This is a genomic window from Streptomyces sp. NPDC048441 (assembly GCF_043200235.1).
GTDB lineage: Bacteria > Actinomycetota > Actinomycetes > Streptomycetales > Streptomycetaceae > Streptomyces.
This window is the reverse complement of record NZ_JBICXM010000011.1, coordinates 15,106-38,471: the sequence shown is the minus strand read 5'-3', so window position 1 is coordinate 38,471 and position 23,366 is coordinate 15,106. Positions and strand designations below refer to the sequence as shown.

The window sequence follows — 23,366 nt, the reverse complement described above, 5'->3', positions numbered from 1 at the left end:
CACCTCCCCCTTGACGGAACTCGCCCCCTTGCACCACCCTTTCACTACTCAATTAGTGAAAGGGTGGTGCAAGGGCATGGTCGAGTTCCGTATCGACCGGCGCAGCGGCGTCGCCACCTATCTCCAGATCGTCCAGCAGACCCGACAGGCCCTGCGTCTTGGCCTGTTGGAGCCTGGCGACAAGCTTCCGACGGCCCGTGAGGTCGTCGAGGCCACGGCCATCAACCCCAACACGGTCCTGAAGGCCTACCGCGAACTGGAACGCGAGGGCCTGGTCGAGGCCCGCCGCGGGCTCGGCACCTTCGTACGGAAGTCGCTGGGTTCGACGCCCACCGACTCCCCGTTGCGCGGCGAACTGAGCCAGTGGGCCGCCCGTGCCCGCGCCTCCGGTCTGGAGAGGGACGACGTCGCGGCGCTGTTCAGCGCCGTGCTGGAAGAGCAGTTCACCGAGTCAGAGCACACAGAGCACGTGACCGAGGGGGACCCCGCATGACCGACACCGCCATCGAGGCGGCCGCGCTGACGAAGAGTTACGGGCGGCGCGGCCACGCCCTGCGCGACTGCTCCTTCCGGCTGCCCGCCGGACGGATCTGTGCGGTCGTCGGCCCCAACGGCGCGGGCAAGTCGACACTGCTCGCCCTCGCCGCCGGGGTGCTCCGTCCCACCGACGGCACGCTCACCGTGCTCGGCACCGACCCGGCCGGCGCGCGTGAGCACATCGCGTACGTCGCCCAGGACAAGCCCCTCTATCCCCAGCTCAGCATCGCCGACACCCTGCGGCTCGGCGCCGAGCTGAACCCCGGGCGCTGGGACGCCGCCATCGCCGAACGTGTCGTACGCGAAGGGGACCTGGACCCGAAGCTGCGCGTGCGCACGCTCTCCGGCGGTCAGCGCACCCGCGTCGCGCTCGCTCTCGCGCTCGGCAAGCGGGCCGAACTCCTGCTCCTCGACGAGCCGATGGCCGATCTCGACCCGCTCGCCCGCCATCAGCTGATGGGGACGCTGATGGCGCAGGCCGCCGAGCACGGCACCACCGTGGCGATGTCCTCGCACATCGTCGGTGAACTGGCCGACGCCTGCGACCACTTGCTGCTCGTCTCCGGCGGCCAGGTCCGGCTCGGCGGCGGCATCGACGACATCGTCTCCGCGCACGCCCTGGTCACCGGGCGCCGCCCCGTCGAGGACCTCGCCCCGCACACCGTCGTCGAATCCCGTGCCACCGGGCGCGGCCTGACCGCGCTGATCCGGCCGGACGGCCCGGTCGGCGAAGGCTGGGACCTCGAAGAGCCGTCCCTGGAGGAACTGTTGCTCGCCCATCTGCGCTCCCCCGACGCGCCTGCGTTGCTGACGCCGAGCACGGCGCCTGCTGCCGAGCGCGAGGTGACGGTATGAGTTCCCCTCTGCTGCGCGGTCCGCGCTGGGCCGACGTCCGGGTACACCGCACCGCGCTGCGCGCAGGCCTCGGCCTCGTCGTGCTCGCCGCCGTGGTGACGGGCCTTCTCCGCTGGGCGAACCACGCCTACCCCGAGCCCACCGGCCCCTGCACCTCCAACGGCTCCTGCGACACGTTCCTCGGCTTCTCCAGCGCCCGGACACTGCTGTACGAGTTCCTGAGGGACTACTCCCTGGGAATGCTCCTGATCCCCATCCTGATAGGAGCCTTCGTCGCGGGCCCGGTCATCGCCCGCGAAATGGAGTCGGGGACCCACAAGCTCGCCTGGACCCAGTCGGTGTCGCCCGCGCGCTGGCTGCTGTCGAAGCTGACGGTGTTCGCCGTGACGAGCGTGGCGGGCGGGCTCGCGCTGATGGCGGTCTTCTGGGGCGGCCGGTCCGGAGTCGGCGGGGTGTGGGACCTGGGGTGGGCCGACCGCGGCGTCTATGAGTCCATCGGCCCGGTACTCGTCGCGTACTGCCTTCTCGGCGTCATGGTCGGCGCACTCGTCGGTCTCCTTGTGCGTCGCACGCTGGTGGCGCTGGCCGCCGGGGGCCTTGTCACCGGACTCGTACTGCTGGTCATGGGCAATGTGCGGTGGCAGCTGTTCCCGGTGAAGACGATCTCCGGGCCCGCCTCGGGCACGTCCACGAGCTACACGATGCATGACGTCCCCGTGGACTCCCTCATCATCGACATGGGGGTCCACAACGCCGCCGGCGAACGTTTCATCGACAGGCAGTGCTCCCCGGAGCAGACGGCCGACTTCCCCTGCCCGTCCGACACCCGCATCACCGGCTGGTACGCCGACGTCCACCCCCATTCCCACTTCTGGTACGTCCAGTTCATCGAGACCGGCATCGTCCTCGCCCTCGCCGCGACTGCCGCGTACGCCGCGTTCCGCGTGCTCAGGCGTCGTACGCCCTGACGGACGGACCCCGGAAGCACAGGCCCCCGGATGTGTAGACGCCCGGGGGCCTCCGGTACATGTCCCGCACGTCATGTCGCCGTAACCAGTGATTCAGACTGGCTTGCGACGCTCACTCAATGCAGCCCGCCGTGCCCGACCCTCCTCCCCTGAACGGGAAGCTCGTCATCGCCCCGGCACTCTCCGACGCGCCCATCGGGGTCCCCGCGCGGAAGAATGGGGCCATGAGCCAGCCCAGCACGCAAGGACAGGTCCAGCACGCCCAGCCCTCCGTGGGTTCCATCGCCGCGCACCGCCCGCACACGCTGTCGGCCGCGGTGTCCGACCTCGACCCCGACATCGACGCGGATCTCGACGCGTACGACGAGGACGGCCAGGTGGGGCACGACGGCCAGGAGCTTCCGCAGGGCCGTTTCCTGGACCGGGAGCGCAGCTGGCTCGCCTTCAACGAGCGCGTCCTGGAGCTCGCCGAGGACCCGAACACACCACTCCTCGAACGGGCCAATTTCCTCGCGATCTTCGCCTCGAACCTGGACGAGTTCTTCATGGTCCGGGTGGCAGGCCTGAAGCGGCGCATCGCGACCGGCGTCGCCACCCGTTCGGCCTCAGGCCTGCAACCCCGTGAGGTCCTGGAGCTGATCTGGAACCGCTCCCGCGAGCTCATGGCCCGGCACGCCGCCTGCTACCAGGAGGACGTCGCCCCCGGCCTGGCCGACGACGGCATCCACCTGGTCCGCTGGAACGAGCTGACCGAGAAGGAGCAGTCCCGCCTCTTCACGCTCTTCCGGCAGCAGATCTTCCCCGTCCTGACCCCCCTCGCGGTCGACCCGGCGCACCCCTTCCCGTACATCTCGGGGCTCTCGCTCAATCTCGCCGTGGTCGTGCGCAACCCGGTATCGGGACATACACACTTTGCTCGCGTGAAAGTTCCGCCCCTCCTCTCCCGCTTCCTTGAGGCCTCCCCGCAGCGGTACGTCCCCATCGAGGACGTTATCGCGGCTCCCGCGCACCTCGCGGAGCTGTTCCCGGGCATGGAGATCCAGGAGCACCACATGTTCCGGCTCACCCGGAACGAGGACCTCGAGGTGGAGGAGGACGACGCCGAGAACCTCCTCCAGGCCCTGGAGAAGGAGCTCATGCGGCGCCGCTTCGGGCCGCCGGTGCGGCTCGAGGTCGAGGAGTCCATCGACAGGAACGTCCTGGACCTCCTCGTACGCGAGCTGAAGATCAGCGAGGCCGAGGTCTATCCGCTGCCGGGCCCGCTCGACCTGACCGGGCTCTTCGGCATCGCGGCGCTCGACAGGCCCGAGCTGAAGTACCCGAAGTTCATCGCGGGCACGCACCGCGACCTCGCCGAGGTGGAGTCGGCGTCCGCGCCGGACATCTTCGCTGCCCTTCGCGAACGCGACGTACTACTGCACCACCCGTACGACTCCTTCTCCACGTCCGTACAGGCCTTCCTGGAACAGGCCGCCGCCGACCCGGACGTCCTCGCGATCAAGCAGACGCTCTACCGGACATCCGGCGACTCCCCCATAGTCGACGCGCTCATCGACGCCGCCGAGTCGGGCAAGCAGGTGCTCGTACTCGTCGAGATCAAGGCGCGCTTCGACGAGCAGGCGAACATCAAGTGGGCGCGGAAGCTGGAGGAGGCGGGCTGTCATGTCGTCTATGGCCTGGTCGGCCTGAAGACGCACTGCAAGCTGTCGCTCGTCGTCCGCCAGGAGGGCGAGACGCTGGTCCGCTACTCGCACGTGGGCACGGGCAACTACCACCCCAAGACGGCCAGGCTCTACGAGGACCTGGGGCTGCTCACCGCCAAGCAGGAGGTGGGCGCCGACCTGTCCGACCTCTTCAACAGGCTCTCGGGCTACTCGCGCCGCGAGACCTACCGCCGTCTCCTCGTCGCCCCCAAGTCCCTGCGCGACGGGCTCATTTCACGCATCGAGAAGGAGATCCAGCACCACCGTGCGGGTCGCCCCGCCTCCGTGCGCATCAAGTGCAACTCGATGGTCGACGAGGCGGTCGTCGACTCGCTCTACCGCGCGTCCCAGGCGGGCGTGCCGGTGGATGTGTGGGTACGCGGAATCTGCGCGGTACGGCCCGGCGTGGCGGGTCTCTCGGAGACGATCCGGGTGCGTTCCGTTCTCGGCCGCTTCCTCGAGCACTCCCGCGTCTTCGCCTTCGGCAACGCGGGCGAGCCCGAGGTGTGGATCGGCAGCGCCGACATGATGCACCGCAACCTCGACCGACGTATCGAGGCCCTTGTCAGAGTCACCGACCCGGCGCACCGGGCAGCGCTGAACCGGCTCCTGGAGACCGGCATGTCGGACACCACAGCTTCCTGGCACCTGGGCGCGGACGGCAACTGGACCCGGCACTCGCTGGATCCGGAAGGCCAGCCCCTGCGGAACGTACAGGAGATGCTCATAGACGCCCGGAGGCGCCGGCGTGGCACAGCTAAACCATGAGACGACGGCGGGCGACATCCTGTCGGCCTACCTACAGGGCCAGGCCACGGAGTTCCTGCGCTCGCTGCGGCTGCACCGCGAGTCGACGACGGACGCACAGGGCGCGGAGGAGTCCCTGGAGGCAGCCAAGGCCCTGCGCCACGCGGCACGGCGCATCGGCGGCACCCTGCACACTTTCCGCCCGCTCCTGGACCAGGAGTGGGCGGCCGGACTGCGCCCCGAACTGGCGTGGCTCTCCGGCACGTTGGCCCGGGAGCACGCGTACGCGACGCGCTTGGAACGCCTGCTGGACGCGCTACACCGCCTTTCGGGTACGCCGACGGTGCCGCAGCCCCCGGTTCGCGGCGACGTCACCGCCGTGGCAAGCACGCCCGCAGGCGCGCACCCCACCCAGGCCGTCCCGGCTGTGGGCAGGCGTTCCGCACGGCGGAACGGGTGGGCACAGCCCATGACGCCGGGTGCGGATGAACAGGGCGGAACTCCGAGGGGCCTCACGGTCGGCGCAGCCAAGGCAGCAGCACTGCTGGAGCGGCAACTCACCCTCGCGAGGACGCGGGCCCACTCCACCGCCCTCCAGGCCTTCGGCTCCTCCCGCTTCCACGCCGTGGCGGACAACGTAGCGGTACTGGCCAGCGAGGTCCCCCTGCGGAACAACACGGTGGACGACCTCAAGCCCCTGGCAGCCAGAGCGGAGGAGAACCTCACGGAGGCCGTCACCGACCTCCCCCTGGGTCAGGCAGGCCACCCCTACAACGCCGAAGCCCTGGTGCACGGCCTCGCCGCGGACGCCGCGCCCGAGGCGCAAGACGCCCCCTGGCTGAAGACCCGCGCCCTCCTGCGCCTGCACAGGTACGCCCAGGAGGTCCTCACCGGCAGCCCTGACGGCGATCTCCGCCTCTCCGACGCGGGCCACGCCCTGGACCGCCACCGGGAGGCCGCGGACGCCGCATCCGCCGCCGCCGCTGCCGCCCGAACCCCCCGCATCGCCCCTGCGACGGCGTACGCGCTCGGCGTCCTGCACGCCGACCAGCGCCACGAGGTCGAGGCGGCCCGCTTCGAGTTCCACCAGGCCTGGCTCCGCGAACTCCGCGAAACGGAGGCGGTGGGCTCCCCATGACCGTGCGGCAGGACGGCGGCGTCGGCGGCAGCAGCGGCGTCATCCGGGCCGCCGGCTGCGTCCTGTGGCGCCACTCCCCGTACGACGGAAAGCTGGAGATCTGCCTGGTCCACAGGCCGAAGTACGACGACTGGTCGCACCCGAAAGGCAAGCTGAAGCGAGCCGAGGCCGAGACGCCCCTCGCAGGCGCCCTGCGCGAGGTCGAGGAAGAAACCGGCCACCGCTGCGCCCCCGGCGCCCAGCTCCCCACTGTCCGCTACCTGGCCCAGGGCCGCCCCAAAGAGGTCAGCTACTGGGCGGCGGAAGCGACGGACGGACACTTCACGCCGAACAGTGAGGTGGACCGCATCATCTGGCTGCCCCCAGCCGCGGCCAGGAACCGCCTCACGCAAACCCGTGACCAGCAGCTTGTGGACGCCCTGCTCAGCATCCTCAACCCGGCGTGACGGATCAGCTACTTTCCGTAGCAGATCGCCTAACCAGGCCGACTGCCGAGGTTCACCCTCCGTTCACTCCTGCCCATCGGCCGCTTCACCTGCCCTGCCTAATTTCGGCCTTACAACACAACGTAAGACCGCAGAACCGCAGCACCTCAGCACCGCAACAACGACGAAGACCTCGCACGCCGCCAGCACAGGGCCGGCGGCTCCCGGAAGGAAAACCCGAAAGTGAAGCTTCAGCGCAAGAACCGGCTCCGCGCCCTCTCGCTCGGCGCCATCGCCGTCTCCAGCGCCCTGGCCCTCACGGCGTGCGGCTCCGACGACACGAGCGGCGGCGACGGTGGCACCGGCAAGGAGAGCAACGCCAACGCCAACATCAAGTGTGACGACGCCAAGGGCCAGCTCGCGGCCTCCGGCTCGTCCGCGCAGAAGAACGCGATCGACGCCTGGCGGAAGGTCTACTCGACCAACTGCAAGGACGTTCAGCTGAACTACAACCCGACGGGTTCCGGCGCCGGCATCACCGCGTTCATGCAGGGCCAGACCGCCTTCGCGGGCTCCGACTCGGCGCTCAAGCCCGAGGAGATCGCGGCGTCGAAGAAGGTCTGCAAGAACAGCCAGGCCATCGACCTGCCGATGGTCGGCGGCCCGATCGCCGTCGGCTACAACGTGCCCGGCGTGGACAACCTCGTCCTGGACGCCGAGACCCTCGCCAAGATCTTCGACAACAAGATCAAGACCTGGGACGACAAGGCCATCCAGACGCTGAACCCGGACGCCAAGCTGCCCAAGACCAAGATCCAGGCGTTCCACCGCTCGGACGAGTCCGGCACCACGGACAACTTCACCAAGTACCTCAAGGGCGCCGCCCCGGCCGCCTGGTCGCACGAGCCCGGCAAGTCCTGGGAGGCCAAGGGCGGCCAGTCCGCCAACGGCTCCGCCGGTGTCGCGGGCCAGGTCAAGCAGACCGAGGGCGCCATCTCGTACTTCGAGCTCTCCTACGCCTCCGAGGGCGTCAGCACGGTCGACCTGAAGACCGACGCCAAGGAGCCGGTGAAGGCCACCGTCGACAACTCCTCCAAGGCCATCTCCGAGGCCAAGGTCGTCGGCAAGGGCAAGGACCTCGCCCTCGAGCTGAACTACAAGCCCACCGCCGAAGGCGCGTACCCGATCACCCTGGTGACGTACGAGGTCCTCTGCGAGAAGGGCAACAAGGCCGAGTCGCTCGCCGCGACCAAGTCCTTCCTGACCTACATCGCCAGCGAGGACGGCCAGAACGTCCTCAAGGAGAACGACTACGCGCCGATCCCGGCCGAGATCATCTCCAAGGTCCGCACGACCGTCGCGGGCCTGAGCTAGCTGAACCGAGTGCGGCCGGCCCCGCTTTTCAGGGCCGGCCGCACCGTCCGGTGCACCGCCGCCAGGAGCGACTCCCGCCGAAAGAGCGGCCGTTGGCTCCGCAGACCGGAGAACCCCATGGATATACCAAGCAGTACGACAGCACCCCCACCCCTCAACGACGTGCGGCCCTCGGGCATCACGCCCAAGCGTCCCCGCCGCAGCGCGACCCGCCCCGGCGACCGGATCTTCCTCGGCCTCTCCCGTGGCTCCGGCATCACACTTCTCGTGATCATGGCCGCCATCGCGGCCTTCCTGACCTACCGTGCGGCCCTCGCCATCTCGGACGACACGGGCAACTTCCTCACCACCTTCGAGTGGGACCCGGCCGGTGCCTCCACCGGCGGAAAGCCGTACTTCGGCATCGCGGTCCTGGTCTTCGGCACCGTGGTGAGCTCGGTGATCGCCCTCGTGATCGCCGTCCCCATCGCCATCGGCATCGCGCTGTTCATCTCGCACTACGCGCCGCGCAAGCTGGCGACCCCCATCGCCTTCGTGATCGACCTCCTGGCCGCCGTGCCGTCGATCGTCTACGGCCTCTGGGGCGCCCTCGTGGTCGCGCCCAACCTGACCGGCCTCTACAGCTGGCTCGACGACTACTTCGGCTGGACCGGCGTCTTCGAGTACCAGGGCGGCGCCCCGCGCTCCCTGATGACCGTCGGAATCCTGCTCGCGATCATGATCCTGCCGATCATCACGAACGTGAGCCGTGAGGTCTTCCTGCAGGTCCCGAAGATGCACGAGGAGGCCGCGCTCGCGCTCGGCGCCACGCGCTGGGAGACCATCCGCATGTCGGTGCTCCCCTTCGCCCGCTCGGGAGTGATCTCCGCCTCGATGCTGGGCCTGGGCCGCGCGCTCGGCGAGACCATCGCCGTCGCCACCGTGCTCTCCCCGACCTTCCTCATCAGCGCGTCCGTGCTCGACCCCGGCGGCGGCACCTTCGCGCAGAACATCGCCAGCAAGTTCAACGAAGCCAGTGAGTACGGCCGTGACGCGCTCATCGCGTCCGGCCTGGTCCTCTTCGTCATCACGCTGCTGGTCAACGGCGCGGCCCGCCTGATCATCGCGCGCCGCAAGGAGTACTCGGGGGCCAACGCATGAGCGCCACCATCGTCAAGCCCTCGAGCCTTCAGGGCGCCCGCCTCCCGCGCTGGACGCCGCTCGTCGTCGCGCTCGGCTCCGCCGCCGCCGGTATCGGCATCGGTGCGGGGGCCGACCTGGACAGCCGTATCCAGTGGGGCCTGATCGCGGCCATCCTCTTCATCCTCGTCTCGTACGCCGCCGCGGTCACCGTCGAAGGCGGACGCCAGGCCAAGGACCGCCTCGCCACCTCGCTGGTGTGGGTCACCTTCCTGCTCGCCGTCGTCCCGCTCGCCTCGCTGATCTACGAGACCGTCGAGCGCGGCTCCCACGTCTTCAGCGGCTACTTCCTCACCCACTCCATGGGCGTGGTCGCGGACGACGAGCCCGGCGGCGGCATCTACCACGCGATCATCGGCAGCCTGGAGCAGGTGCTCCTGGCCTCCGTCATCGCCGTACCGATCGGCCTGCTCACCGCGATCTACCTCGTCGAGTACGGGCGCGGGAAGCTCTCCAAGGTCGTCACGTTCTTCGTGGACGTCATGACCGGCATCCCGTCGATCGTCGCGGGTCTGTTCGTCCTCAGCTTCTGGATCCTGATCCTGGGCTTCGACTTCTCCGGCTGGGCAGGCGCCATGGCGCTCGCCATCCTGATGATGCCGGTGATCGTGCGCTCCACCGAGGAGATGCTCAAGCTCGTACCGAACGAGCTGCGGGAGGCGTCACTCGCCCTCGGCATCCCGAAGTGGCGGACCATCCTCAAGGTGGTCCTGCCCACCGCGATCGGCGGCATCACGACCGGCGTCATGCTCGCGGTCGCCCGTATCGCGGGCGAGACCGCACCGGTGCTGCTCCTGGTCTGGGTGAACCCCATGATCAACACGAACCCGTTCGAGGGCTCGCAGGCCTCGCTGCCGCTGTACATCTACCAGCAGTACGCGGCGGGCAACCAGGCCGGTTACGACCGCGCCTGGGCGGCGGCGCTCGCCCTCATCGGCTTCATCATGATCCTCAACCTGGCGGCCCGCGGCGTAGCCCGCTGGAAGGCCCCCAAGACGGGCCGCTGACCGCGGCCACTCAGCGACCCTCTCGTACCCCCTCTAAGGCAGTGATCCCCATGGCCAAGCGAATCGACGTATCGGGCCTGACCGCTTACTACAGCGCCCACAAGGCCATCGAGGACATCTCGATGACCGTGGAGCCCCGCTCCGTGACGGCCTTCATCGGCCCCTCCGGCTGCGGCAAGTCCACCTTCCTGCGCACCCTCAACCGTATGCACGAGGTCACCACCGGTGGCCGCGTCGAGGGCAAGGTGCTCCTGGACGACGAGGACCTCTACGGCCCCGGCGTCGACCCGGTCGCCGTGCGCCGCACGATCGGCATGGTGTTCCAGCGCCCCAACCCGTTCCCGACGATGTCGATCTTCGACAACGTGGCGGCGGGCCTGCGGCTCAACGGCTCGTACAAGAAGAGTGAGCTGAACAACATCGTCGAGAAGTCCCTCAAGGGCGCCAACCTCTGGAACGAGGTCAAGGACCGCCTGAACAAGCCCGGCTCCGGCCTCTCCGGCGGCCAGCAGCAGCGTCTGTGCATCGCCCGCGCGATCGCGGTAGAGCCCCAGGTGCTCCTGATGGACGAGCCCTGCTCGGCCCTGGACCCGATCTCGACGCTCGCCATCGAGGACCTCATCGGCGAACTGAAGGAGCGCTTCACGATCGTCATCGTGACGCACAACATGCAGCAGGCGGCGCGCGTCTCGGACCGTACGGCGTTCTTCAACCTCTCCGCGGTCGGCCAGCCCGGCAAGCTCGTCGAGATCGACGAGACGGAACGGATCTTCTCCAACCCGTCCGTACAGGCCACCGAGGACTACATCTCGGGCCGCTTCGGCTAGGCCACGTCCTCGACCACCCCGACTCCTTGCGGTGCTGCATGGCGGTGCCACCGCAGGGGCAACAAAGAAAGGCCCGCCCCCTGGCTCCCGGGGGGCGGGCCTTTCCGTTGCTGCTTTCCCGCATTCCTACAGGAACGCGAGATTCACGATCCAGAAACTCACCGCGGCGACAATGGCCGCGGCCGGCATCGTGATGAACCACCCCAGGATGATGTTCTTCGCAACACCCCACCGCACCGCGTTCACGCGCTTAGTCGCACCCACACCCATGATCGCGGAAGTAATCACATGCGTGGTGGAGATCGGCGCGTGGAACATGAACGCGGTGGTGAACATGATGCCCGCGCCCGTGGTCTCCGCGGCGAATCCCTGCGGCGGGTCCAGCTCGATGATCTTGCGGCCGAGCGTACGCATGATGCGCCAGCCACCCGCGTACGTACCGAGCGACAGCATCAGCGCACACGAGATCTTGACCCAGATCGGAATGGGCGCGTCGGCATCCTGCACATCGGAGATGACCAGGGCCATCACGACGATGCCCATGGTCTTCTGCGCGTCCTGAAGACCATGACCCAGCGCCATACCGGCCGCGGACACCGTCTGCGCGATACGGAATCCGCGCTTGGCCTTGTGCGGGTTGGACTTGCGGAACATCCACATGATCGCGCACATCACCAGATAGCCGACGACCAGGCCGACGACGGGCGAAAGGAACATCGGGATGACGACCTTGTCGAGGACTCCCGACCAGATCACCCCGATTCCACCGGCGAGCGCGGCCCCGACCATTCCACCGAAGAGTGCGTGGGAGGAGGAAGAGGGAAGCCCGAAATACCAGGTGACGAGGTTCCAGACGATGGCACCCACCAGGGCGGCAAAGAGGATCCACATCCCCTTGTTGCCTTCTGGCGTCTCGATCAGGCCCTTACTGACCGTCTTGGCGACCCCGCTGCCCATGAAGGCACCGGCGAGGTTCATGACGGCGGCCATCGCGAGTGCCGCACGGGGCGTCAGCGCACGGGTGGAGACGGAAGTGGCGATGGCATTCGCAGAGTCGTGAAAGCCATTCGTATACGTAAATCCGAGCGCGACGCCAATGGTCACGATCAAAGCAAAGGTGTCCATGGAGAGGCCTCAGGACTCCTTGACCGCGATGGTCTCCACCGTGTTCGCGACATGCTCGAACGCGTCGGCCGCCTCTTCAAGCACGTCGACGATCTGCTTCAGCTTCAGGACCTCCATGGCGTCGTACTTGCCATTGAAGAGCTGGGCGAGAAGCTTGCGGTGAATCTGGTCGGCCTGGTTCTCCAGACGGTTGACCTCGATCCAGAACTCGGTGAGGTTGTCCATCGTCCGCAGATTCGGCATGGCCTCGGCCGTGAGCTCGGCGGCTCGCGACAGGACCTCGATCTGCTGCTCGACTCCCTTGGGGAGTTCCTCGACCTGATAAAGAACGACCAGGTCGACGGCCTCCTCCATGAAGTCCATGATGTCGTCCAGACACGACGCCAGGTTGTAGATGTCCTCGCGGTCGAAGGGCGTGATGAAGGAGGAGTTCAGCTGGTGGAAGATCGCATGTGTCGCGTCATCTCCAGCGTGCTCCGCGGCCCGCATACGCTCTGCGATCTCGACTCGGGCGGAGGCGTCAGCCCCGAGCAGTTCCATCAGGAGCTTCGAGCCCGTGACAATGTTGTCCGCGGAAGCGGCGAACATGTCGTAGAAGCTCGTCTCCCTGGGGGTCAGACGAAAGCGCACGTGGGGTCCTCGGGGTGCTTTGGATTCGGTCAGGCTGATGCTAGGCGCATCATCCGGCCACGGCTAACCGGCCAGACCCCAGTGTCGCCCATCAGGCACAGTGATCAGCACGGCCCCCGAGCAATCGAGTATCCTATACCCGTTGGGGGTATAGGAAAACCGTCGGCTTTCCCACTAACTGCCCAGCAGAGTGACTGTCCAATCAGGAGGACGCGATGACGACCACCGAGGCGGCCGGTACGGCCATCACCCCCGATGCGCCCTCCGAGCAGGATGCACCCCCCGAGCAGCAGGTGCACGGCTACCACAAGCAGAAGGACGAGCACCTCAAGCGGCTGCGCCGCATCGAGGGCCAGATCCGCGGCCTGCAGCGCATGGTCGAGGAAGACGTCTACTGCATCGACATACTCACGCAGGTCTCGGCGAGCACCAAGGCTCTCCAGTCCTTCGCCCTCCAGCTCCTGGAGGAGCACCTGCGCCACTGCGTGGCGGACGCGGCGGTCAAGGGCGGCGCGGAGATCGACGCGAAGGTCGAGGAAGCAACGAAGGCGATCGCGCGCATGATGCGCACCTGAGACTGCCGGTGATGGGTGGGCGAGTGGGAAACCTCCGCCGCGAAGCGGCGGTCCTGGATCTCGAAGGAGCACGGCGGGGCCCAGGCCGCACCCACCCCGATGGCCGGGCCCAGGGACTAGTCCCGGCCCTCACCACGATCCCGCTCCACGTCAGTGGAGACATTCAGGACCTCGTCGATTCGGTCGGCACTCAACCGCTCCTCGCCCGCAGCCGCGCTCGCGGCGATGATGAGTTCGCCGCACAGCTCGATCTCGGCGAGGGCAACGTGGTCCTGAACAGTCGTACCGCGCACCGGAGCCACGCTCATCACCTCTTCCTGACCTTGCTTCCTGCCGGTACCGACTTCCTAGAGTAGGGAGCGGCCTACACACCGCGCATGGCACGGACGGACCATTTCCACACCGCCGGACGCGACTAGCCACCCATACCGGGTGCCCCCTACTTCTCGGCAATCTTCCCAGCGAAGATGTCCGCACTCGCGGGCAACCGCACATCCACCGGCGCCCCGAAGTCATAGAGCAGCGTGGTCGACGCGACCTCCGCGTTGGCGATGCTGAACCGCTGGCGCAGCTTCCGCAGCCGCCCGTCCTCGTCGACGTACGCGTCGAACGGCACCGCACCCTTGCTGAACCCTTTCGCCGCCGCTCCCAGCGCCTTCCGCTGCCCCTCCGAAGCGGACTTCGCGGCACTCGGCAGGTCAGCGGTACCGCGGTAGTGCCGCACCTTCACCCCGGCCACCGCCGTCTCCCCGACGTACGACGCCCTGCGCACGCCCCTCAGCAGCTCGGCCGCGGCGAGCGGATCGGTGGCGCCCCCCGTGACGAGGTTCCCGTCGGAGAGCGATGCCGTGTCGATCCGTACCCACTTGTCGGCGGGCACCCCGGCCCCCCGGTTCTTCATGTAGAGCGCGCCACTGGCCATCAACTCGGTGATGGGCCGGTGCTCGTCGTCCCCGGCGGGATCTTTCGGAAGGACCACCACGAATCGCCCCACCTGCCGCCTGAAGTCGTACGCACCCTCTCCACGGATGGTCACACGGGTCCCCCCGCTGGCCATCTCCATGGACGTACGCGCCTTGGAACTGCCCGCCCGGACAAGGGAGTCCGCGGAGCCCCGCACCACATCGACCGCGTCCTCGGAGGTGCTCCGCCCGTCGTCGGCGGCTGCTCCGCTCCCCGAGCATCCGGTGGCGACGGCCATGAGACCCACCGCCGCGGCCGTGAGAACCGCCCCGCCTGTGCGCCTGTGCTGCTGACCCATCGCCCGACGTACCCCCAAGCCTTCCTGCGAGATGTGTGTCCCCCTGTTGTTCCTGTAACGACCGGTACGTTGACCCGTCACGCGTAAGAGCACCGGCCCGGCGTGGGTACGGTGGAGCGGTGGCCGAGCAGCAAGAGGACGAACCCCACCGCACGACGACGGTCGAGCAGGGCCGTTTCTGCACAGCCCGGTGCAGTTGTGGCTGGCGCGGCCCGGCCCGCAGAGCGCGCAGCAAGGCGCGGACGGACGCCGAGTCCCACACATCTGAGGCGTAGTCCCACGAGTAGACCTCCCGCTCCCCGGAACCCGTAGCTCCCGTACGCCGTCTCGTAGTCCGGGAAGCAAACGGGAGGCTCGTCATGGAACGACGTACGTTCATCGGTGCGACAGCGGCGGCAGCGGCGGCCTTCGCGGCCACGGGCTGCACCAGTTCGGGCGGCGGGGGCGGGGGCGCGGGCGGCGGAACCACGGCCCGCAGCGCCAGCACGTCACGCTCGGGCACTCCCCTGCGCACGTCGAGCGCCGCCGCGTCCGCGGCGGCGAACCTCACCGCCCTCGCCAAGGACCTGGACGGCACCTTGGTCAAGCCGGGCGAGGCGAAGTGGGCAGCGGCCAGGCAGCTCTACAACACGCGCTACGACAGCCTGAAGCCGACGGCGGTCGCGTACGTGGCGAACCCCGACGACATCCGTACGACGCTGGCCTACGCCCGAGCACACGACATCCAGGTGGCGATACGCAACGGCGGCCACTCCTACGGGGGTTGGTCGTCCGGCACGGGACGCCTGATCGTCGACGTGTCGAAGCTGAACAAGACACGGGCCAGTGGTTCGACGGCCACGGTCGGCGCGGGCTCGAAGCTGATCGACGTCTACCGTGTGCTGGCGGCGAAGGGCGTGACGATCCCGGCGGGCTCCTGCCCGACGGTGGGCATCTCGGGCCTGACGCTCGGCGGCGGCCATGGAGTGGTGTCCCGGGCGTACGGCCTGACCTGCGACAGTCTCACCTCGGCGACCCTCATCACCGCGGACGGCAAGCAGCTGACGGCGAGCAAGAGCGAGAACAAGGACCTGTTCTGGGCCCTGCGGGGCGCGGGCAACGGAAACTTCGGCGTGGTGACGGAGCTCCAGTTCCGCACGCACGCGGCCCCGCAGGGGGTCTCGGCGTACATGACCTGGCCCTGGTCGAAGGCGGCGGCGGTCATCAAGGCATGGCAGGAGTGGGGCCCCGACCAGCCGGACGAGATCTGGTCGTCGGCACACCTGGCGAACACGCCGGGCGGCACGCCCACGGTGTCGGTCGCGTGCTTTTCGCTGGGCACGTACGGGGAGTTGCAGAACGCGGTGGACCGCCTGGCGGACAAGATCGGCGCCCCGGCACGCAGCGTTTCCCTCAAGCGACGCTCGTACGAGGAATCGATGGAGGTGTACGCGGGCTGCTCGTCCTTCGCGTCGGACGCCCAGTGCCACCTGCCCGGCACGACGCCGGGAAGGAGCTCGCAGGGCGCCCTGAACCGCGAGACGTACGCCGCGGGCTCGGACTTCTTCGACCGCTCGCTGTCCGCGGCGGGCATCCGCGCACTGCTCACGCAGATCGAGAACGTGACGGGCGCGAGCGCGGGCAGCATCGCGCTGACCGCACTCGGCGGCGCGATCAACCGGGTCGACCCGACCGCCACCGCGTTCGTGCACCGCCGCTCCCGGATGCTCGCGCAGTACGTGGCGGCCTGGCGCCCCGGCACATCCGGCAAGCCGGCCCAGGCATGGCTGAAAACGGCCCACGGAGCGATGGGACGCTACGCGTCGGGGGCGGCGTACCAGAACTACGCGGACCCGACCCTGAGCAACTGGCGTGAGGCGTACTACGGTTCGGCGGCAAGCCGCTTGAAGCAGCTGAAGAAGCAGTACGACCCGAAGCGGTTCTTCGACTTCCCCCAGGCTTTGTAAATCTTTTCAGCCCGTCGTGGGGGTCCCCCGTACGGCCGCCTCCGCAACCCGAACAGCCCACCCGACACGCCCTCAGCTGGCCCACTCCCCAGGACCCGGCTGCTCTGAATGCATGAGGCCACGAATAGCCAAGACCGCAGCCGCCACCACCCTCCTCCTCGCCCTGGCCACCCCCGCGGCCCAGGCGAGAAGCACAGAACCAGAACACCCGGCCGCAGGCCCCCTGACCGCCGCCTCCGCAGGAGTGACCGCGGCGGCGGCCGCCACCGGCTGGTGGCTGCTACGGCGGCGGCGCGAGCAGACCGCGGCTGCGCCTACGCCGCGAGATCCCGCTCATCAGGACCGGACACCGGCGGCTGAGCCAGCTCCGCCACAGCCTCCCCCTCAGCCCCCTCGCCCTCCAGAGCCGGCTTCGCCCACACCAGCCACCCGACCCGCCGGGTCCGCCCAACAGCCTTGGCCACAGGCGTGAGCAGCGCCATCGCCAGCGGCGAGAGCAGCAGGGCGACCGCCGTCCCGAGCGCGAATCCGCCCACGACGTCCGTCGGATAGTGCACGCCCATAAAGACCCGGCAGAAGCCTTCGAAGAGGGCGAGGGCAATGCCGACAAGACCGAACTTCCGGTTGGCCACGAAAAGGGCGGCACCCAGAGCCATGGCCAGCGTCGCGTGATCACTCACGAAGGAGAAGTCGGTCTTTCCCTTGACCAACACCTCAAGACCGTCATGGACCTTGAAAGGCCGTGGACGTTCGACAAATCCGCGGATCGGCACATTCACCAGGACAGCGATCCCTGCCGCGAGCGGCGCCCAGACAACGGCGGCAACGGACGAAGCGGCGTCATCCAGTTTCCCGCGCTTCCGCTGCCCCCACCAGCACCAGACGACCAGCAGAACAAGGGCGAGCAGCAGCCCGTACTCACCGACGAATTCCATCGACTTGGCCAGCAAGGCCGGCGAATCCTCAGCCAGGCCGTTGATGTCGTAGAGCAGGCTGACGTCGGGGTTCGACCCAGTTGTGTCGAGTCCAGCCATGGTGCTGCGGCCCCTTGTCTTCTCGCCATGGACGCACCTTGCCGTGCGCCCTGCCATCAACCCCCGTGGTCAGTGCTGCTTGCTGCGTGGTCAGTGCTGCCCGCTACTGGGTGGTCTCGCTCTTTCAGTCAAGGAAACGCGTGGTCCCCCTACATACGTTCCACGCTCTACCGAATGATCACTCAGACGTTATCGAAGAGAGACTCATCGCCGCAGCTCAGGGGAGCACACTGACGGAGAGTTCAAGCCACATCACGCCCCGCGCACGCCCCTGTGCGGGGTGTGCGCGAGGACCTCTCAGACCTCGGAACGCCGGCCGGACACCTTGTCGGACACCTCGCCGGGCTGCTTCTCGGGCAGCGCCTTCGCCCCGTCCTCGGTGACGCGAGTCGCGCCAAAATAATCCGGTGTGTCGATCGGGTCGAACCGGATCACGGCACCGGGCCGCGGCGCGTCGATCATGTAGCCGCCGCCCACGTAGATCCCCACATGTCGGATGGCGCGGGAATTGGTGAGGTCGTCCGAGAAGAACACCAGGTCGCCCGGGAGCAGTTCGTCCCGTTTCGGATGTGCTCCCGCGTTGTACTGGTCGTTCGCGACGCGCGGCAGCTCGATATCCACGCTCCGATAGGCGGCGAGCGTAAGGCCGGAACAGTCAAACCGACCGTTCTGATCGGCTGTTCCATTCCCTCCCCACAGATACTCCGTGCCGAGCTTCTTCTGTGCGTAGTAGATGGCTCCGGCGGCCTGCTGCGAGGGCTGCACGCGGCCGGTGGGCTTGGCGAAGCTCTTCGCCAGGGTCGTGATGGTCTGCACGTAATTCTGGGTCTCGCTGTAAGGCGGCACTCCGCCGTACTTGATGACGGCGTAGGCGCCCGCGTTGTACGCGGCGAGCATGTTCTTCGTCGGGCTTCCCGCCGCGTCCTTCACATAGCTGGCGAGTTTGCAGTCGTACGAGGCGGCGGACGGGATGGCGTCCTGGGGATCCCAGACGTCGCGATCGCCGTCACCGTCACCGTCGACCCCGTGCGAGGCCCACGTCCCCGGGATGAATTGCGCTATCCCCTGGGCCTTGGCCGGGCTCTTCGCGTTCGGGTTGAACCCGCTCTCCTGATACAGCTGGGCGGCGAGCAGGGCGGGGTTGATGGCCTTGCAGAGATTGCCCCACTTCTGGACGAGGGGCTGATAGGTAGCGGGCACGGCGCCTTTCGCGAGCCCGACGTTCCCCTCACCGGCCCCGTTGGCGATGCTCCCGGCGGCCATATACGTGCCCACGACGAGCAGGGCGATAAAGCTCATCGCCCCACTGATGCCGACGGCCGCGACCAGCCACGTCTTACGCACCGTCAACCACCCCTCACCGCGCGGGAGTCCACCGCGCCTCAGTGTAGAGGCGGCACCTGTGCCTGCGGGGGATCACACGTAGACCCCTGCCTACGTGGCCCGTCCCCGTTACCTACGTGGCCCGTCCCCGTACATCGGGAGCCCGTCCGTCGCGATGTCGGAGCCGATGGGATGAGGCAGCGGCACGGTCTCGCCGTACTTTCCTCGCACCGTGTCCTGGTAGGCGCCCTTCTCCGGCCGCGTGCGCAACGTCCACGTCCCGTTCCGGGGGTCGACGACCAAGAGCACGGCGACACCCGCCCTCGCATACCAGTCGGCCTTGTCCCTCATCTCCTTGGACTTCTCGGACTTGGAGATCACTTCGACGGTGAGCCCGGCGTCCTCGGGCGCGGCCAGCCAGTCGTCGTCGTCCTCCCATTCCTCGGGCAGAACGATGAGGTCCGGCGTGACGTAATCGTCCGGGTCGTCGGGCAGCGCGATCGAGGACACCTCGTACGCCGCCAGCCCTTCGGGGAGGGCCGACTCCAACTGCCTGCGCAGCCTTGCGATCACGCCCGCATGCTTCCCACGCGGAGTCGGGGACATCACGAGGCTTCCTCCCACGATCTGCGCGCGCAGACCAGTCGCGTTCTCGATCTTCTCGGCGACCTCGCGCAGATTCCCCGGACGGGGGAGCGGCCACATCTTGGACTCGGGCGACACGGACATCGTTCGCGGCCTCCGACCCTCAGACAGTGCGGCTGCGCGAGCGGGAGAGAGGGGAGGACCCGTATCCCGCTCGGCTGTGCTCTCACCGTACTGTGCCGGATCGCCTGCGGCCTGAACTGTTCCCTCCGCACGTCCACACGCCCGAGCCCTCATGCGCTGCCGCTGCTCTGCGTCGGTCACGCCACCCACCCCTTCCGCCACTGTCTGTCCACCTTCCATCACGGTAGGCGACCGCACTGACACTCACCCCCGCCCGCACTCGGCCCACAGCAGCTTGCCGCCGTGCGTGGCGGGAGTGCCGCCGAGGGCGTACGCACCCCACGCGTCGGCGCACGCCTGCACGAGGTGCAGGCCGCGCCCGCTCTCGGCGTCCGCCGCAGCCACCGGGGCGGGTGGGCCGCCGGGTTGCCCGAATCCGGGCGGGATCTGCGGACTGGAGTCCCACACGGCGACGCGGATCCCCTTCGGGGAGGAGTGGCGGAGACGGAGGGCGTAGGGGCCTTCGGTGTGGCAGTGGGCGTTGTTCAGCATCTCCGCCGCGAGGAGTTCGGCGGTGGGGGCGAGTTCGGCGAGGCCGTACGTGGCGAGGACCGCGCGGAGGGTGGCGCGGGCGATGCCGGGGGCGCGGGGGTCGTGCGGGAGTTGGAGGGTGTAGCTCCAGGGCGGGGATACGGTTGTGGGCGGCATGGAAGTCTCCGTTCAGGGACGGGAGTTACGGGGTTCTGCCCGGTGACGCTGCCGCTCCGTCGAGCGGGGTACTTCCGGGGATCGGCGCCATACATAACGTAGCGGCGGCTTGTTAAGGTGTTAATCGAAAACCTGAAAAGCCCTGCACAACCACTCGTGTGAGTGACTGGACAGAGGAGAGGCGAGCGCGCCCGTGAGAACAAACCCGACGGGACGTCAACTCCGGCTGGGCAGTGAGCTTCGCAAGCTCCGTGAACGGGCAGGCCTCACCTCGACGGAGGCAGGGAAGCTGCTTGGCGTGAAGCAGAACCAGGTCAGCAACATGGAGTCCGGTCGGCTCGGCATGAGCTCGGCACGGGTACGCGCTTTGGCCTGCCACTACGACTGCTCGGACAAGGCCCTCATCGAGGCGCTAGCCGCCATGACCACTGAACGGACACGCGGGTGGTGGGAGGAGTACCGCGAGATCCTGCCCGCCGGACTCCTCGACCTGGCCGAGGTCGAACACCACGCCACGTTGCTGCGAACCGCCGTGACCGTCCACATCCCCGGCCTCTTTCAGACCACGGATTACGCCCGCGAGATCTTCCGCCAAGACGTGCCGGAGCTGTCACCTCCGGACATCGAGCACCGCATCTCGTACAGGATCAAGAGGCAGGCCGTCCTGTTCCGCGACGGGCCGACAGCAAACCAGGCGATCGTCCACGAGGCGGCCCTCCGCATGCAGTTCGGTGGCCTCACCGTGACCAGGGCTCAGCTCAAGCACCTCGTCGACATGAGCGAGCGGGAGCACATCACCATCCACGTGATCCCGTTCGCCGCCGGTACGTTCCCCGGCTCAGGGCAGTCGATTTACTACTCAGCGGGCACGGTTCCCCAACTCGACACAGTGAACCTCGACCAGTCACACGGCCCCGTGTTCCTCGACGCCGAGGCCCAGCTCGCCAAGTACCGCGTATTGCTCGACCGCATGGAAGCCACAGCGCTCCCACCCGTGAAGTCCCGCGACTTCATCCACAGCATCATCCGAGACCTGTAGAGGAAGCTGAAGATGCCCGAGCTCACCTGGCAGAAGTCGTCCTACTGCGCCCAGGGCAACTCCTGCGTACACATCGCCGCAAGCCCCACCGGAACCGCAGTCCATCTGACCGAAAGCGCCGACCCCACCCGGGCGATACTCACCGCCACACCCACAGCCTTCGCCGCCCTACTCCGCACTGCAAAGGAGACCCGCCATGCCTGACGGCACATGGCAGAAGTCGTCCCGCTGCCAGGAAGGCGACGCCTGCCTCCACGTCGCCCCGGGCCCCAGCGGCGCGGTCCGCCTAACCGAGTCCGCCGACCCCACCGGGGCAACACTCACCACCCACCCCTCCGCCTTCGCAGCCCTGCTCCGCACCCTCAGCCCGTCCGGCGCCTGAGGACCGGGGTCTGGGGCGGAGCCCCAGTCTCGGGAAGGGGCGGGATGGGGGAAAGCCCCGCAGGGGCCCCCCCCCCCCCCCCCCCCCCCCCCCCCCCCCCCGGCCCCCCCCCCCCCCCCCCCCCCCCCCCCCCCCCCCCCCCCCCCCCCCCCCCGGGCGCCCCCCCCGCGGGGGGGGGGGGGGGCCCCCCCCCCCCTCTCGGGAAGGGGCGGGATGGGGGAAAGCCCCGCAGGGCCCACCCCCCGCACGCCCCCACCCCCACAAGAAAGGACCCTCACCATGGCCGACACGCCCGCCCCCGAGATCCCCACCGACCTCGACTGGATCCGCGCCGCCCCCGAGGGCGAGGAAGGCCCCGGCCCCTGGATCGAGATCGCGTACGGCCCGGAGGACGCCGTGTACCTCCGGGAGACCAGCGACCCCGAGAACGTGGTCACGACGACCCGGAAGAAATGGGACGCGTTCGTACTCGGCGTACAAGCAGGCGAGTTCGACCACTTCGTCGAGGGCATCGAGGGCGTCTAGGACGTCGAAGGCGTCGAAGGTACCGGCTGACGGCACCCGTATCCGCATCCACACCCGCATCCACATCCCACACCGCCGTCCCAGGCGACCCACATACCCACAGGTCAGAACGGTTATACCGTCCCAGCGTCCCGCATGATCCGATCTCCCTTGCCCCCGGACAGAGCCCTCAGGTTCGCTGTGGTCAGCACCAGGGCGACGGCGTCGACCGTGACAGAACACGGACACCACGGCCGACACCTCGTAACTGATTGCACGCTACAAATAGGTATCGCCGCCCAGTACACGCATCCGCTCCCCGGGGGACTCCCATGAAGCACATCCGCATGAACCACCGTCGCAAGGCCGCCGCCACCGTCATCGGCCTCGTCGCCGCACTCTCGCTCACCGCGTGCAACGGGGACGACAACGCGTCGGCGGACACCTCGGCGGACACGTCGACCACCGCCCCCACCGACTCGGGGGACGCGGACCAGGGAAGCGACGACAGCAAGGGCGACAGCACCACGGGCGGCGGCAGCGGCAGCGGCGACACCTCCGGTGGAGACGAGGCCACCCAGAAGCCCGACGACGCTACCGGCGGCGGCACCAACGCCCCCGACGAGAAGGTCGGCATCTGCCGTACCGACGAGCTCGAGGTGAACGCGGCCGACAACACGACCGGCAAGACGGAGGGCGTCGTCACGGTCGAGTTCAAGAACGGCGGCGGCCGTGCCTGCGCCATCAACGGCTACGCGGGCGTCGACCTGACCTCGTCCATGGGCGACAACGTCTCCGTGGCGCGCAACGGCGAAAAGGCCATCCCGGGAATCCTCAAGGAGGGCGGGTCCGCCGCCTTCAACATCACGTTCCCGGTCAACAACACCGGCGGCTCCGGCGTACGCATCACCAAGCTCGTCGTGACGCCCCCGAACGAGACCAAGCACGTCACGCTCGACTGGCCCGCGGGCACGCTCCCGGTCTCCGACGGCGAGAGCGGGGGCAAGCTGGAGATCAGCCCGGTGACGCGCGTCAGCGACTCCCCGGCCGGCTGATCCAGCCCGCCCCCGGTCCTACTTGGCCCGCGGTCGCACCACCTTGATGCCGAACCCGTACGACCCGATCGCCTCCGCAACCCCCATGAACAGCAGCGCGAAGTACTCCTGACCGCGTGCGGTCCCGATGCCTCCCAGGTCCAGCTGGGAGGCATCCGGCCGTCCCAGGCCGGTCAGGAGCTGCCGCGTCGTCCGCTTTACGGCATCATCATCGCGACGGGCGTCTCGGGAAACGCGTACTGAGCCATGCCTCAAGCAACTCCGCAGCGGCCCGCTCCTTGGGCGAGCGCGATCCCAGTACGACGTCATGTCCCGT

27 protein-coding genes are annotated in these 23,366 nt (G+C 68.4%); 18 read left to right on the top strand and 9 right to left on the bottom strand.

Translation table 11 applies throughout. The features are described 5' to 3' along the window. The first annotated feature begins 76 nt into the window (after nucleotides 1-76). The 10 genes from ACGFSB_RS25665 to pstB all read left to right on the top strand — a co-directional run bounded on the left by ACGFSB_RS25665 (nucleotide 77) and on the right by pstB (nucleotide 10,760). Nucleotides 77-493, top strand: coding sequence for a GntR family transcriptional regulator (locus ACGFSB_RS25665; protein ID WP_393403638.1), 417 nt, complete (start codon nucleotides 77-79; stop codon nucleotides 491-493). Then, nucleotides 490-1,392, top strand: coding sequence for an ABC transporter ATP-binding protein (locus ACGFSB_RS25660; RefSeq protein WP_393403635.1), 903 nt, complete (start codon nucleotides 490-492; stop codon nucleotides 1,390-1,392). Before ACGFSB_RS25665 ends, ACGFSB_RS25660 begins: the two co-directional genes overlap by 4 nt. Then, nucleotides 1,389-2,360 (top strand): ABC transporter permease, encoded by a 972-nt coding sequence (locus tag ACGFSB_RS25655; RefSeq protein ID WP_393403633.1) that lies wholly within the window; start codon nucleotides 1,389-1,391, stop codon nucleotides 2,358-2,360. The genes ACGFSB_RS25660 and ACGFSB_RS25655 overlap by 4 nt, the downstream gene beginning before the upstream one ends. A gap of 224 nt (nucleotides 2,361-2,584) precedes the next feature. Further along, nucleotides 2,585-4,831 (top strand): RNA degradosome polyphosphate kinase, encoded by a 2,247-nt coding sequence (locus ACGFSB_RS25650; RefSeq protein ID WP_393403631.1) that lies wholly within the window; start codon nucleotides 2,585-2,587, stop codon nucleotides 4,829-4,831. Next, a complete protein-coding gene (locus ACGFSB_RS25645) occupies nucleotides 4,812-5,948 on the top strand; it encodes a CHAD domain-containing protein (RefSeq protein ID WP_393403629.1) in 1,137 nt (378 codons plus the stop codon). Before ACGFSB_RS25650 ends, ACGFSB_RS25645 begins: the two co-directional genes overlap by 20 nt. Next, on the top strand, nucleotides 5,945-6,394 hold the full coding sequence (locus tag ACGFSB_RS25640; protein WP_393403627.1) for an NUDIX hydrolase: 450 nt from the start codon (nucleotides 5,945-5,947) through the stop codon (nucleotides 6,392-6,394). The genes ACGFSB_RS25645 and ACGFSB_RS25640 overlap by 4 nt, the downstream gene beginning before the upstream one ends. 222 nt (nucleotides 6,395-6,616) lie before the next feature. Further along, nucleotides 6,617-7,747 carry a phosphate ABC transporter substrate-binding protein PstS gene (pstS, locus tag ACGFSB_RS25635; RefSeq protein WP_393403624.1) on the top strand — a complete coding sequence of 377 codons (1,131 nt, stop codon included), beginning with the start codon at nucleotides 6,617-6,619 and terminating at the stop codon, nucleotides 7,745-7,747. Between the two features lie 117 nt (nucleotides 7,748-7,864). Then, a complete protein-coding gene (gene pstC / locus ACGFSB_RS25630; RefSeq protein ID WP_393403622.1) occupies nucleotides 7,865-8,887 on the top strand; it encodes a phosphate ABC transporter permease subunit PstC in 1,023 nt (340 codons plus the stop codon). Further along, nucleotides 8,884-9,933: a phosphate ABC transporter permease PstA gene (pstA, locus tag ACGFSB_RS25625; RefSeq protein WP_393403620.1), complete on the top strand. Its 1,050-nt coding sequence runs from the start codon at nucleotides 8,884-8,886 to the stop codon at nucleotides 9,931-9,933. Before pstC ends, pstA begins: the two co-directional genes overlap by 4 nt. Before the next feature lie 50 nt (nucleotides 9,934-9,983). Continuing rightward, entirely contained in the window at nucleotides 9,984-10,760 is a 777-nt protein-coding gene (pstB, locus tag ACGFSB_RS25620) for a phosphate ABC transporter ATP-binding protein PstB (protein WP_393403617.1), read from the top strand. A 126-nt stretch (nucleotides 10,761-10,886) separates the two neighbouring features. On the opposite strand, the gene ACGFSB_RS25615 is transcribed toward pstB, so the two are convergent. Further along, entirely contained in the window at nucleotides 10,887-11,885 is a 999-nt protein-coding gene (locus ACGFSB_RS25615) for an anion permease (protein WP_393403614.1), read from the bottom strand. A gap of 9 nt (nucleotides 11,886-11,894) precedes the next feature. Continuing rightward, nucleotides 11,895-12,515, bottom strand: a complete 621-nt coding sequence (locus tag ACGFSB_RS25610) for a DUF47 domain-containing protein (RefSeq protein ID WP_383282026.1) — start codon at nucleotides 12,513-12,515, stop codon at nucleotides 11,895-11,897. A gap of 215 nt (nucleotides 12,516-12,730) precedes the next feature. Between ACGFSB_RS25610 and ACGFSB_RS25605 the strand changes: the two genes are divergently transcribed. Further along, on the top strand, nucleotides 12,731-13,090 hold the full coding sequence (locus ACGFSB_RS25605; RefSeq protein ID WP_393403610.1) for a metal-sensitive transcriptional regulator: 360 nt from the start codon (nucleotides 12,731-12,733) through the stop codon (nucleotides 13,088-13,090). A gap of 116 nt (nucleotides 13,091-13,206) precedes the next feature. Here ACGFSB_RS25605 and ACGFSB_RS25600 read toward each other — a convergent pair whose 3' ends face one another. Continuing rightward, a complete protein-coding gene (locus tag ACGFSB_RS25600) occupies nucleotides 13,207-13,398 on the bottom strand; it encodes a hypothetical protein (protein ID WP_393403608.1) in 192 nt (63 codons plus the stop codon). Between the two features lie 131 nt (nucleotides 13,399-13,529). Further along, nucleotides 13,530-14,351 (bottom strand): hypothetical protein, encoded by an 822-nt coding sequence (locus tag ACGFSB_RS25595; RefSeq protein ID WP_393403606.1) that lies wholly within the window; start codon nucleotides 14,349-14,351, stop codon nucleotides 13,530-13,532. 119 nt (nucleotides 14,352-14,470) lie between these two features. Between ACGFSB_RS25595 and ACGFSB_RS25590 the strand changes: the two genes are divergently transcribed. Both ACGFSB_RS25590 and ACGFSB_RS25585 read left to right on the top strand, forming a co-directional pair. Then, nucleotides 14,471-14,626 carry a hypothetical protein gene (locus ACGFSB_RS25590; protein WP_393403603.1) on the top strand — a complete coding sequence of 52 codons (156 nt, stop codon included), beginning with the start codon at nucleotides 14,471-14,473 and terminating at the stop codon, nucleotides 14,624-14,626. Between the two features lie 84 nt (nucleotides 14,627-14,710). Further along, nucleotides 14,711-16,297, top strand: a complete 1,587-nt coding sequence (locus tag ACGFSB_RS25585) for an FAD-binding oxidoreductase (protein ID WP_393403601.1) — start codon at nucleotides 14,711-14,713, stop codon at nucleotides 16,295-16,297. Between the two features lie 314 nt (nucleotides 16,298-16,611). On the opposite strand, the gene ACGFSB_RS25580 is transcribed toward ACGFSB_RS25585, so the two are convergent. From ACGFSB_RS25580 to ACGFSB_RS25565, 4 genes are all read right to left on the bottom strand, one after another. Next, nucleotides 16,612-17,331: a phosphatase PAP2 family protein gene (locus ACGFSB_RS25580; protein WP_393403599.1), complete on the bottom strand. Its 720-nt coding sequence runs from the start codon at nucleotides 17,329-17,331 to the stop codon at nucleotides 16,612-16,614. A 297-nt stretch (nucleotides 17,332-17,628) separates the two neighbouring features. Next, complete coding sequence (locus ACGFSB_RS25575; RefSeq protein ID WP_393403597.1) at nucleotides 17,629-18,675, bottom strand: NlpC/P60 family protein; 1,047 nt, start codon at nucleotides 18,673-18,675, stop codon at nucleotides 17,629-17,631. A 108-nt stretch (nucleotides 18,676-18,783) separates the two neighbouring features. After that, nucleotides 18,784-19,383: a Uma2 family endonuclease gene (locus ACGFSB_RS25570; RefSeq protein WP_393403594.1), complete on the bottom strand. Its 600-nt coding sequence runs from the start codon at nucleotides 19,381-19,383 to the stop codon at nucleotides 18,784-18,786. A 243-nt stretch (nucleotides 19,384-19,626) separates the two neighbouring features. Then, nucleotides 19,627-20,070 carry an ATP-binding protein gene (locus ACGFSB_RS25565; RefSeq protein WP_393403591.1) on the bottom strand — a complete coding sequence of 148 codons (444 nt, stop codon included), beginning with the start codon at nucleotides 20,068-20,070 and terminating at the stop codon, nucleotides 19,627-19,629. Between the two features lie 193 nt (nucleotides 20,071-20,263). On the opposite strand from ACGFSB_RS25565, the gene ACGFSB_RS25560 reads away from it, so the two are divergent. From ACGFSB_RS25560 to ACGFSB_RS25540, 5 genes are all read left to right on the top strand, one after another. Further along, nucleotides 20,264-21,109: a helix-turn-helix domain-containing protein gene (locus ACGFSB_RS25560; RefSeq protein ID WP_393403588.1), complete on the top strand. Its 846-nt coding sequence runs from the start codon at nucleotides 20,264-20,266 to the stop codon at nucleotides 21,107-21,109. A 12-nt stretch (nucleotides 21,110-21,121) separates the two neighbouring features. Continuing rightward, nucleotides 21,122-21,313: a DUF397 domain-containing protein gene (locus ACGFSB_RS25555; RefSeq protein ID WP_393403586.1), complete on the top strand. Its 192-nt coding sequence runs from the start codon at nucleotides 21,122-21,124 to the stop codon at nucleotides 21,311-21,313. Next, the gene (locus ACGFSB_RS25550) at nucleotides 21,306-21,491 is read left to right on the top strand and encodes a DUF397 domain-containing protein (RefSeq protein WP_393403583.1); all 186 of its coding nucleotides are present in this window, start codon (nucleotides 21,306-21,308) and stop codon (nucleotides 21,489-21,491) included. Before ACGFSB_RS25555 ends, ACGFSB_RS25550 begins: the two co-directional genes overlap by 8 nt. 279 nt (nucleotides 21,492-21,770) lie before the next feature. Next, nucleotides 21,771-22,016, top strand: a complete 246-nt coding sequence (locus tag ACGFSB_RS25545) for a DUF397 domain-containing protein (RefSeq protein ID WP_393403580.1) — start codon at nucleotides 21,771-21,773, stop codon at nucleotides 22,014-22,016. A gap of 326 nt (nucleotides 22,017-22,342) precedes the next feature. Then, the gene (locus ACGFSB_RS25540; RefSeq protein ID WP_393403577.1) at nucleotides 22,343-23,050 is read left to right on the top strand and encodes a DUF4232 domain-containing protein; all 708 of its coding nucleotides are present in this window, start codon (nucleotides 22,343-22,345) and stop codon (nucleotides 23,048-23,050) included. A gap of 18 nt (nucleotides 23,051-23,068) precedes the next feature. Here ACGFSB_RS25540 and ACGFSB_RS25535 read toward each other — a convergent pair whose 3' ends face one another. After that, entirely contained in the window at nucleotides 23,069-23,305 is a 237-nt protein-coding gene (locus ACGFSB_RS25535) for a hypothetical protein (protein WP_393403575.1), read from the bottom strand. Nucleotides 23,306-23,366: the final 61 nt, after the last annotated feature.

Coding starts and splice junctions, on each gene's coding strand:
- ACGFSB_RS25545 (WP_393403580.1), top strand. CDS start 21,771: ATGGCCGACACGCCCGCCCCCGAGATCCCCACCGACCTCGACTGGATC.
- ACGFSB_RS25580 (WP_393403599.1), bottom strand. CDS start 17,331: ATGGCTGGACTCGACACAACTGGGTCGAACCCCGACGTCAGCCTGCTC.
- ACGFSB_RS25640 (WP_393403627.1), top strand. CDS start 5,945: ATGACCGTGCGGCAGGACGGCGGCGTCGGCGGCAGCAGCGGCGTCATC.
- pstA (WP_393403620.1), top strand. CDS start 8,884: ATGAGCGCCACCATCGTCAAGCCCTCGAGCCTTCAGGGCGCCCGCCTC.
- ACGFSB_RS25570 (WP_393403594.1), bottom strand. CDS start 19,383: ATGTCCGTGTCGCCCGAGTCCAAGATGTGGCCGCTCCCCCGTCCGGGG.
- ACGFSB_RS25605 (WP_393403610.1), top strand. CDS start 12,731: ATGACGACCACCGAGGCGGCCGGTACGGCCATCACCCCCGATGCGCCC.
- ACGFSB_RS25555 (WP_393403586.1), top strand. CDS start 21,122: ATGCCCGAGCTCACCTGGCAGAAGTCGTCCTACTGCGCCCAGGGCAAC.
- ACGFSB_RS25550 (WP_393403583.1), top strand. CDS start 21,306: ATGCCTGACGGCACATGGCAGAAGTCGTCCCGCTGCCAGGAAGGCGAC.
- pstC (WP_393403622.1), top strand. CDS start 7,865: ATGGATATACCAAGCAGTACGACAGCACCCCCACCCCTCAACGACGTG.
- ACGFSB_RS25655 (WP_393403633.1), top strand. CDS start 1,389: ATGAGTTCCCCTCTGCTGCGCGGTCCGCGCTGGGCCGACGTCCGGGTA.
- ACGFSB_RS25595 (WP_393403606.1), bottom strand. CDS start 14,351: ATGGGTCAGCAGCACAGGCGCACAGGCGGGGCGGTTCTCACGGCCGCG.
- ACGFSB_RS25565 (WP_393403591.1), bottom strand. CDS start 20,070: ATGCCGCCCACAACCGTATCCCCGCCCTGGAGCTACACCCTCCAACTC.
- ACGFSB_RS25540 (WP_393403577.1), top strand. CDS start 22,343: ATGAACCACCGTCGCAAGGCCGCCGCCACCGTCATCGGCCTCGTCGCC.
- ACGFSB_RS25650 (WP_393403631.1), top strand. CDS start 2,585: ATGAGCCAGCCCAGCACGCAAGGACAGGTCCAGCACGCCCAGCCCTCC.
- ACGFSB_RS25660 (WP_393403635.1), top strand. CDS start 490: ATGACCGACACCGCCATCGAGGCGGCCGCGCTGACGAAGAGTTACGGG.
- ACGFSB_RS25585 (WP_393403601.1), top strand. CDS start 14,711: ATGGAACGACGTACGTTCATCGGTGCGACAGCGGCGGCAGCGGCGGCC.
- ACGFSB_RS25600 (WP_393403608.1), bottom strand. CDS start 13,398: ATGAGCGTGGCTCCGGTGCGCGGTACGACTGTTCAGGACCACGTTGCC.
- ACGFSB_RS25615 (WP_393403614.1), bottom strand. CDS start 11,885: ATGGACACCTTTGCTTTGATCGTGACCATTGGCGTCGCGCTCGGATTT.
- ACGFSB_RS25665 (WP_393403638.1), top strand. CDS start 77: ATGGTCGAGTTCCGTATCGACCGGCGCAGCGGCGTCGCCACCTATCTC.
- pstB (WP_393403617.1), top strand. CDS start 9,984: ATGGCCAAGCGAATCGACGTATCGGGCCTGACCGCTTACTACAGCGCC.